The sequence below is a fragment of the Streptomyces sp. MZ04 genome (assembly GCF_004684775.1).
Lineage (GTDB): Bacteria > Actinomycetota > Actinomycetes > Streptomycetales > Streptomycetaceae > Streptomyces.
The window spans coordinates 1-1,397 of sequence record NZ_SRIC01000570.1 but is presented as its reverse complement, the minus strand read 5'-3'; the positions used below and the strand labels follow the sequence as shown (position 1 = coordinate 1,397).

Genomic DNA, 1,397 nt, shown 5'->3' with positions numbered 1-1,397 from the left:
GTGCATCCGCTGTCGGTGACTGCTCCCTGAGCAGAGGCAGGCCATCGCGCAAGTCTCTTTGGTGAACGGCCAGTTCAACCGAGGAGGACGCGATGGCCTTGTCCCAGTCTGACCTGATGCGGCTGCTGGAGTCGATACGTACGGCCGACGGAGTCGAGGCAATCAGGGCGCTGTGCGAGCACATCCTGCAGGAGCTCATCGAGGCGGAGGCCACCCAGGTGATCGGTGCCGGCCCACGCGAGCACTCGAGCGAGCGCACGACCTGGCGCTACGGCCACCGCGACAGGCTTTTGACCACCCAGGCCGGCGACCTGGACCTGAAGATCCCCAAGGTGCGGACCGGATCGTTCTTCCCCTCGCTGCTGGAACGAAGGCGCCGGATCGACCGGGCCCTGTTCGCCGTGGTGATGGAGGCATACGTCCACGGCGTCTCGACGCGGTCGGTCGATGACCTGGTCAAAGCGTTGGGGGCGGACTCGGGGATCTCGAAGTCTGAGGTGTCCAGGATCTGCGGCGAACTCGATGAAGAACTGTCCGCGTTCAAGGAACGGCCGCTGGATCACACCGTGTTCCCCTACGTGTTCCTGGACGCGACTTACTGCAAGGCGCGGGTGAACCACCGGATCGTGTCGCAGGCGGTGGTCATCGCGACCGGGATTTCGGCGAGTGGGCACCGTGAGATCCTCGGGCTGATGGTCGGCGACAGCGAGTCGAAGCCGTTTTGGACGAAGTTCCTGCGCAGTCTGCGGGCCCGCGGGCTGGAGCACGTCCAGCTGGTGATCTCTGATTCGCACAGCGGGCTGGTGGCCGCGATCCGCACCGTGTTCCTCGGCTCGGCCTGGCAAAGGTGCCGGGTCCACTTCGTGCGCGACGTCTTCTCGGTGATCGAGAAGGGGTCGGCGGGTGGGGTCTCCCCTGCTCGAACGGAGTTGAGAGCTTGGGGAAGGTCGCGGCGACCATCCGCACGATCTTCGCGCAGACCACCGCCGAGCAGGTCCGCACTCAGCTGAACGTCGTGGCGGACATGCTCGGACGGCAGTTCCCGCAGGTCAAAACGATGCTGCTGGAGGCGGCCGGGGACATCACGGCGTTCGCGGACTTCCCGCCGGCGCACTGGAAGAAGATCTGGAGCACCAACCCGCTGGAGCGGCTGAACCGGGAGATCAAACGCCGGGCCGATGTCGTCCAGGTCTTTCCCAACCCCGCCGCCCTGGACCGGCTCGCTGCCGCGGTCCTGGCCGAACTCCACGACGAATGGCAGGTCTTCGACCGCCGCTATCTCTCCGAGGGCTCCATGGCCGAACTCTTCACCGACAAGCCAGCCCCGCAGCAACAGATCCCCGCACAAGCGGAACCAAACGAGCTCCACTGACTACACCACTCGGCGGGACACCATC

1 pseudogene is annotated in these 1,397 nt (G+C 65.6%); it reads left to right on the top strand.

Features of this window, described 5'->3' with window-relative positions:
* Positions 1–92 precede the first annotated feature (92 nt).
* Positions 93–1,372 (top strand): annotated as a pseudogene (locus E2651_RS43210) (IS256 family transposase).
* The last annotated feature ends 25 nt before the right edge of the window (positions 1,373–1,397 follow it).